The organism is Geodermatophilus sp. TF02-6, assembly GCF_003319115.1.
Lineage (GTDB): Bacteria > Actinomycetota > Actinomycetes > Mycobacteriales > Geodermatophilaceae > Geodermatophilus.
On sequence record NZ_QOHF01000029.1, the window covers coordinates 45,780 to 52,834 of the forward strand.

A 7,055-nucleotide genomic window follows, 5' to 3' on the forward strand; every position below is an offset into this window, starting at 1 on the left:
GCCCCCCTGCAGGGTCCCGCCGCCGGCCCCGTCTCGGGTCCCACCCTGAGCTTGCGAAGGGTGGGGAGGGCGGGGTCCTTCTCTGGTGGGGGGCAGGGGGGCCCTCCTAGATCTTCCCGACGACGAAGTCGATGCAGGCGGTCAGCGCGCTGACGTCGTCGGGGTCCACGGCGGGGAACATGCCCACCCGCAGCTGGTTGCGGCCCAGCTTGCGGTAGGGCTCGACGTCGACCACGCCGTTGGCCCGCAGCACCCGGGCCACCTCGGCGGCGTCCACCGAGGCGTCGAAGTCGACCGTGCCGACGACGTAGGAGCGCAGGGAGGGGTCGGCGACGAACGGTGTCGCGTACTCCGACTGCTCCGCCCAGCCGTACAGCCGGGTCGAGGACTCCCGGGTGCGGGCCACGGCGCCGGACAGGCCGCCCAGGTCGAGCAGCCAGCGGATCTGGTCGGCCAGCAGGAACAGCGTCGCCACCGCCGGGGTGTTGTACGTCTGGTCCTTGCCCGAGTTGTCGATGGCGATGGACAGGTCCAGGAAGCCGGGGACCCAGCGGCCCGAACCCTTGATCTCGGCCACCCGCTCCAGGGCGTCACCGGACATGAGCGCGATCCACAGGCCGCCGTCGCTGGCGAAGTTCTTCTGCGGCGCGAAGTAGTAGACGTCGGTCTGCGAGACGTCGACCGGCAGCCCGCCCGCGGCGCTGGTGGCGTCGATGAGCACCAGCGCGTCGTCGGTGCCGGACGGCCGCTGCACGGGGGCCATGACGCCGGTGGAGGTCTCGTTGTGCGCCCAGGCGTAGGCGTCCACGCCCTCGGTCGCGGTCGGCAGCGCCAGCGAGCCCGGGTCGGCCCGGGCGATCACCGGGTCGGCGAGGAAGGGGGCCTCGGCCACCCCGGAGGCGAACTTCGAGGAGAACTCGCCGTAGCTGCCGTGCGCGCTGCGCTCCCGGATCAGGGTGAAGGTCGCGGCGTCCCAGAACGCCGTCGTCCCGCCGTTGCCGAGGACGACCTGGTAGCCGTCGGGCAGGTCGAACAGCTGGGTCAGCCCCTCGCGCACGTGCCGGACCAGCCCCTTGACCGGGGCCTGGCGGTGGGAGGTCCCCATCAGCGAGGCGCCGCTGTCGGCCAGCGCGGCCAGCGCCTCGGGGCGCACCTTCGACGGGCCGCACCCGAAGCGGCCGTCGGCGGGCAGGAGGTCGGCGGGGAGGGTGATGCTCATCCGGGGACTGCCTCTCGGGGTCGGGGGCGGGCCGGTGCAGAGGACCAGGGCGGCCCCGTCCCGCCGGCCCCTGCAGGGTCCCGCCGCGAGCTCGCAGGTGGCGGGGGCAGTGGGGTCCTCTTTCAGGCCGGCGTGGACAGGGTGGTCGTGGTCCTGATGGTGTCGAAGCCCTCGACCTCCTCGGGCCGGCGCGGCCCGGGGCCGGTGTAGCGCGCCGACGGGCGCACCAGCCGGCCGGTGTTCTTCTGCTCCAGGATGTGCGCGCACCAGCCGGCGGTGCGGGCGCAGGTGAACATCGAGGTGAACATGTGGCTGGGCACCTCGGCGAAGTCCAGGACGATCGCCGCCCAGAACTCCACGTTGGTCTCGATCGGCCGGTCGGGACGGCGCTCCCGCAGCTCCTTCAGCGCGGCCTGCTCCAGGGCGAGGGCCGCCTCGAAGCGCGGGGCGCCCAGCTCCTGCGCGGCGCGGCGCAGCACCCGGGCGCGGGGGTCCTCGGCGCGGTAGACGCGGTGGCCGAAGCCCATCAGCCGCTCGTGGCGGTCGAGGAGGCCCTTGACGTACTTCTCCGCGTCGCCGGCCTCCTCCACGCCGTCGAGCATGTGCAGCACGCGGGAGGGGGCGCCGCCGTGCAGCGGGCCGGACATCGCGCCGATCGCCCCGGAGAGCGCGGCCGCGACGTCGGCGCCGGTGGAGGCGATGACGCGGGCGGTGAAGGTGGAGGCGTTCATGCCGTGCTCGGCGGCCGACGTCCAGTAGGCGTCGACGGCGGCGACGTGGCGGGGGTCGGGCTCGCCGCGCCAGCGCACCATGAACCGCTCGACGATGGTCGAGGCCTCGTCGACCCGCCGCTGCGGGACCGCCGGGATCCCGATGCCGCGGGCGGACTGCGCCACGTAGGACAGCGCCATGACCGCGGCGCGAGCCAACTCGTCGCGGGCCTCGACGGCGTCGATGTCCAGCAGCGGCTGGTAGCCCCAGATCGGGGTGAGCATCGCCAGCGCGGCCTGCACGTCGACGCGCACGTCCCCGGTGTGCACCGGGATCGGGAACGGCTCGGCCGGCGGCAGGCCCGGGCCGAACCTGCCGTCGACCAGCAGCGCCCACACGTTGCCGAAGGTGACCTTGCCGACCAGGTCCTCGATGTCGACCCCGCGGTAGCGCAGCGCCCCGCCGTCCTTGTCCGGTTCGGCGATCTCGGTCTCGAAGGCGATGACGCCCTCGAGACCGGGGACGAAGTCGTCGGCCATGTCGCATGCTCCTCTGCGCGCGCTGTCCCGTGCGCGCCCGGGACCCCGCGCACGGCTGCGACGGAACAGTAGGCCGTGGGCACGGGCCGGGGAACGGGCGGGTCCGGAGCCGCGGGCGCCCCCGGACGCCCTCGCCCGCGGGACCCGCTCGGTGCAGGTCCGGCGCGCCGGGAGGGTGACAGCATGGGGTGCGTGCCCGACCTCTCCCGCATGCGCAGGGACTACCAGACCCGTGGACTCCGGGAGCCCGACCTGGCCCCCACCTGGGTCGAGCAGTTCGACCGCTGGTTCGCCGACGCCGTCGCCGCCGAGCTGCCCGAGCCCAACGCGGTCGTGGTCGCCACCGCCGACGCCGACGGCGCCCCCGACGCCCGCGTCGTGCTGGTCAAGGGCTACGACGAGTTCGGCTTCGTCTTCGGCACCAGCTACGCCTCGGCCAAGGGCGCCCAGCTGGCGGTCAACCCGCGGGCGGCGCTGGTCTTCCCCTGGCACGCGCTGCAGCGCCAGGTGCGGGTGGCCGGCCGGGTGGAGCGCATCGGCGACGCCGCCAGCGACGACCTGTGGGACCCGCGGCCCCGCGGCGCGCAGCTGGCCGCCGCCGCGTCGATCCAGTCGACGCTGGTCGACTCGCGCGAGGAGCTGGTGCAGCGGCTGCGCCGGCTGGAGACCGAGAGCTCCGACGGCGGGGTGCCGCGGCCGCCGACCTGGGGCGGGTACCGGGTCGTGCCCGACCGGGTGGAGTTCTGGCAGGGCGGAGCCGACCGGCTGCACGACCGGCTGCGGTTCGTCCGGGACGACGAGGAGGGCGGCGGCTGGGTCGTCCAGCGGCTGGCGCCGTGAGCGCGCCCGCCGTCAGGGGCCGAAGTGGCCACTTCGGCCCCCCGGGGATGCTCCGGTGAGCGCGCCGGTCGACCCGGTCGAGGGGGCCGGACCGGTCGAGGAGCCCGTGCCGGTGCCGCCGAGAGCCCGGCGCGCCCGGGTCTCCCGACACCTGGCCATCGACACCGGCCCGCTGCGCAACCCGCACTACCGACGGCTGTTCTGGGGCGTCGCGGCCACGACGCTCGGCCAGCAGATGACCCTGGTCGCCGTCCCGTACCAGGTGTACGAGATCACCGGCTCCTCTCTGCTGGTCGGCGTCACGTCGGTCGTGGCGCTGGTGCCGCTGATCGTGTTCGGCCTGCTCGGCGGGGCGATCGCCGACGCGATGGACCGGCGGCGGCTGCTGCTGGTCACCGGGGCCGGGTCGGCGGGGACCAGCGCGCTGCTGGCGGTCCAGGCGCTGCTGCCCGGCGGCGGGAACCTGGCGGTGCTGTGGGTGCTCACCGCCTGCGTGTCCGCGTTCAGCGCGGTGAACCAGCCGACCCGCAGCGCGGTCATCCCCGCCCTGGTGGGGGCCGAGGGCGTGCCGGCGGCGAACGCCCTGGCCATGACCGTGCGCCAGGTCGGGGTCATCGTCGGCCCCCTGCTGGCCGGCGTCCTCATCGGCCTCGGCGACCTGTTCCTCACCTACGCCGTCGACGCCCTCGGCTTCGCGGTGGCCGTGCTGCTGCTGCGCGGTCTGCCGGCACTGCCGCCGGGCCGGGAGGCCGGGCCGCTGCGGCTGGGCGCCGCGGTGCGCGGGGTGGGGGAGGGGTTCGCCTTCCTGCGCACCCAGCCGGTGCTGCTGATGACCTTCGTCGTGGACGTCGTCGCGATGCTGTTCGCCTGGCCGCAGGCGGTCTTCCCCGAGCTGGCGGAGGGGCGCTACGCCGGCTCGCCCAACAGCCTGGGCTGGCTGTTCGCCGGCATCTCCATCGGCGCGCTGGTCATGGGGCTGACCTCGGGGTGGGTGTCCCGGGTGGACCGGCAGGGCGCCGTCGTCCTCGCCGCGATCGTGGTGTGGGGCCTGGCGATCATCGGCTTCGGGTTCGCCCCGACGCTGTGGGTGGCCGTGCTCTGCCTGGCCGTGGCCGGGGCCGGCGACATGGTCAGCGCCGTCCTGCGCTCCTCGATGCTGCAGCTGGCCGCTCCGGAGCAGATGCGCGGCCGCATGCAGGGCGTCTTCCTCGTCGTCGTCGCCGGTGGGCCGCGGCTGGGCGACCTGCGGGCCGGGGCGATCGCCAGCGCGGCCGGGGTGACCGCCGCGATGGTCTCCGGCGGAGTGGTCGTCGTCGCCGCGATGGCGGTCGTGGCGCTGGCCGTGCCGTCGTTCCGGACGTTCCGCGCCTCGCGGACCGCGTACCCGTCCGCGCGCGGCTGAGCTCAGTCCGCCGACGTCGGGGGGACGACGTGCAGCCCGACCTCGACGTTGCCCGCGGTGGCCCGCGAGTACGGGCAGATGGTGTGCGTCTTCTCCAGCACCTTCCGGGCCGTCTCCTCGTCCAGCTGCGGCAGCCGGGCCGACAGGTCGACGGCGAGCCCGAAGTCGCCGGGCTCGCCGCGCAGGAAGTGCACCTGGCAGGTGACCGAGGAGTCCTCCAGGGCCTTCGGGGTCAGCCCCAGGTCCTTGAGCGCGAACCGCATGGCGCTCTGGAAGCAGGCCGCGTAGCCGGCGGCGAACAGCTGCTCGGGGTTGGTACCGGGGCCGCCGTCCCCGCCCAGCTCGGCCGGGCGGGACAGCTGTGCGGCCAGCCGCCCGTCGGAGGAGGCCACCTCCCCGGTGCGGGCGCCGGTCGCCGTCGCCTCGGCGGTGTAGATGCGGTCCATGGGGACCGTCCTACCGCCCGGGAGCGGCGTGCGCCAGGCCCTCTCCTCGGCGTCCCCGAGCGTGCCAGGGGGGCCGGGGTCCGCTTTCAGGCCAGGGCGTGCGCGACCACCCGCAGGTCGGCCACCAGCGCGTCGTAGGCCGCCTCGCGGGCGTCGTCCGGCGTGCGCAGGATCGCCGAGGGGTGGGTGGTGGCCAGCACCCACGTCTGGTGGGGGGCGTCCTCGTCGTCGTCGGCGGCCGCGGCGGCGAACAGGTCGTCGGTGCCCGGCGGGGTCCAGGGCATCAGCCGACCCCGCTCCTGGGTGATCCGGAAGGACGGCGAGATGAGCGCCTTGGCCGCGGTCGCGCCCAGGCAGACGACCACCTCCGGCTGCAGGACGGCGAACTCCGCCTCCAGCCACGGCCGGCAGGCGCGCAGGTGCTCCGGCCCCGGGGTCTTGTGCAGCCGCCGCTTGGGCGTGGGCGTGAACCGGAAGTGCTTGACCGCGTTGGTGATGTAGGCGTCGCGGCGGTCGATGCCGGCGTCGGCCAGCGCCCGGTCGAGCAGCCGCCCGGCCGGGCCGACGAACGGCTCGCCCTTGCGGTCCTCCTGGTCGCCGGGCTGCTCGCCGACGAAGACGATCCGTGCGGTCTCCGGGCCCTCGCCGAAGACGGTCTGGGTGGCCGGCTCCCACAGCTCGCACGCCCGGCACCCGGCGGCGGCCGCGCGCAGGCCGTCCAGCCCCACCCCGGTCGGCGGCTGCGCCGGGACGTTCTCCTGGCTCATGTGCTGATGACACCGCAGTCCCGGCCCGGGCGCGACACGGGCAGCCGATACGGTCGGCCCGACGAAGCCCGACGGAGGAGGACCGACAGCGGTGCTGGAGTTCGACGGGCTCTACAAGACCTACGGGGAACGCCGGGTGCTCGACGGCGTCTCGTTCGCCGTCGCCCCCAGCTCGATGTTCGGCTTCTGCGGGGCCAACGGCGCCGGGAAGACCACGACGATGCGCATCGCGATGGGGCTGGCCCGCGCCGACGCCGGCGAGGTCCGCTGGCGGGGCAGCCCGCTGGACGCCGCCGTGCGGCGCCGGGTCGGCTACATGCCCGAGGAGCGGGGCCTCTACCCGAAGATGCGGGTCGGCGAGCAGCTGACCTACTTCGCCCGGCTGCACGGCCTGGACGCCGCCGCGGCCGCCCACGCGGCCGAGCACTGGGCCGACCGGCTGGGCCTGGCCGCCCGCCGGGGCGACCGGGTGGAGAAGCTGTCGCTGGGCAACCAGCAGCGGGTCCAGCTGGCCGCCGCGCTGGTCAGCCGGCCGGAGGTGCTCATCCTCGACGAGCCGTTCTCCGGCCTGGATCCGGTCGGCGTCGACACGCTGGCCGAGGCGCTGCTGGAGCAGGTGCGCGGCGGCGTCCCGGTGGTGTTCTCCAGCCACCAGCTCGACCTGGTCGAGCGGCTGTGCGACTCGGTCGGCATCCTCGCCCGCGGACACATGGTGGCCGCCGGCCCCGTCGCCGAGCTGCGCCGACGCGAGGCCGGCCGGGTGCTGCGGGTGGTCGTCCCCGACGCCCCGCCGGGGTGGGCGGCCGCGCTGCCCGGCGTGCGGGTGGTGTCCCAGCGGGCCGGCGACACCCTGCTCGAGCTGGACGCCGGCACCGACGACCAGGCGGTGCTCGCCGCCGCGCTGCGCACCGGCCGGGTCGCCCACTTCGCCTGGCGCGAGCCGACCCTCGTCGAGCTGTTCCGCGAGGCGGTCGCCGACCCGGATCCCGGGACCGAGGAGGTGGCCGCGTGAGAAGCCCTGTGTCAAGCCGCCTGCCGTTGATCTTGGTTGAGGATGCGTTGCAGGGCGTTGTGTCGGGCGGGGTCGTAGGCTTCGCCGGCTTGCCAGCAGTGCCAGATCACGTAGAGCCA

Annotated in this window: 7 protein-coding genes; 3 read left to right on the top strand and 4 right to left on the bottom strand. The window is 75.2% G+C overall.

The genetic code is table 11. The features are described 5' to 3' along the window. Positions 1 to 106: 106 nt before the first annotated feature. The gene (gene serC / locus DQ238_RS20260) at positions 107 to 1,219 is read right to left on the bottom strand and encodes a phosphoserine transaminase (RefSeq protein WP_113783054.1); all 1,113 of its coding nucleotides are present in this window, start codon (positions 1,217 to 1,219) and stop codon (positions 107 to 109) included. Between the two features lie 122 nt (positions 1,220 to 1,341). Then, the gene (locus tag DQ238_RS20265; protein WP_113783055.1) at positions 1,342 to 2,469 is read right to left on the bottom strand and encodes a citrate synthase 2; all 1,128 of its coding nucleotides are present in this window, start codon (positions 2,467 to 2,469) and stop codon (positions 1,342 to 1,344) included. A 183-nt stretch (positions 2,470 to 2,652) separates the two neighbouring features. On the opposite strand from DQ238_RS20265, the gene pdxH reads away from it, so the two are divergent. Both pdxH and DQ238_RS20275 read left to right on the top strand, forming a co-directional pair. After that, complete coding sequence (pdxH, locus tag DQ238_RS20270; RefSeq protein ID WP_113783056.1) at positions 2,653 to 3,309, top strand: pyridoxamine 5'-phosphate oxidase; 657 nt, start codon at positions 2,653 to 2,655, stop codon at positions 3,307 to 3,309. A 55-nt stretch (positions 3,310 to 3,364) separates the two neighbouring features. Then, positions 3,365 to 4,711 carry an MFS transporter gene (locus tag DQ238_RS20275; protein ID WP_113783057.1) on the top strand — a complete coding sequence of 449 codons (1,347 nt, stop codon included), beginning with the start codon at positions 3,365 to 3,367 and terminating at the stop codon, positions 4,709 to 4,711. A 2-nt stretch (positions 4,712 to 4,713) separates the two neighbouring features. Here DQ238_RS20275 and DQ238_RS20280 read toward each other — a convergent pair whose 3' ends face one another. Both DQ238_RS20280 and DQ238_RS20285 read right to left on the bottom strand, forming a co-directional pair. Beyond that, a complete protein-coding gene (locus DQ238_RS20280; protein ID WP_113783058.1) occupies positions 4,714 to 5,157 on the bottom strand; it encodes an organic hydroperoxide resistance protein in 444 nt (147 codons plus the stop codon). Between the two features lie 86 nt (positions 5,158 to 5,243). Continuing rightward, positions 5,244 to 5,924 (bottom strand): UdgX family uracil-DNA binding protein, encoded by a 681-nt coding sequence (locus tag DQ238_RS20285; RefSeq protein ID WP_113783059.1) that lies wholly within the window; start codon positions 5,922 to 5,924, stop codon positions 5,244 to 5,246. 91 nt (positions 5,925 to 6,015) lie between these two features. Here DQ238_RS20285 and DQ238_RS20290 point away from each other — a divergent pair, with 91 nt between their 5' ends. After that, complete coding sequence (locus tag DQ238_RS20290) at positions 6,016 to 6,936, top strand: ABC transporter ATP-binding protein (RefSeq protein ID WP_113783060.1); 921 nt, start codon at positions 6,016 to 6,018, stop codon at positions 6,934 to 6,936. The last annotated feature ends 119 nt before the right edge of the window (positions 6,937 to 7,055 follow it).

What these genes read in the sequence shown, in the direction of transcription:
- serC (WP_113783054.1), bottom strand. Translation starts at nt 1,219, where the DNA reads ATGAGCATCACCCTCCCCGCCGACCTCCTGCCCGCCGACGGCCGCTTC.
- DQ238_RS20265 (WP_113783055.1), bottom strand. Translation starts at nt 2,469, where the DNA reads ATGGCCGACGACTTCGTCCCCGGTCTCGAGGGCGTCATCGCCTTCGAG.
- pdxH (WP_113783056.1), top strand. Translation starts at nt 2,653, where the DNA reads ATGGGGTGCGTGCCCGACCTCTCCCGCATGCGCAGGGACTACCAGACC.
- DQ238_RS20280 (WP_113783058.1), bottom strand. Translation starts at nt 5,157, where the DNA reads ATGGACCGCATCTACACCGCCGAGGCGACGGCGACCGGCGCCCGCACC.
- DQ238_RS20285 (WP_113783059.1), bottom strand. Translation starts at nt 5,924, where the DNA reads ATGAGCCAGGAGAACGTCCCGGCGCAGCCGCCGACCGGGGTGGGGCTG.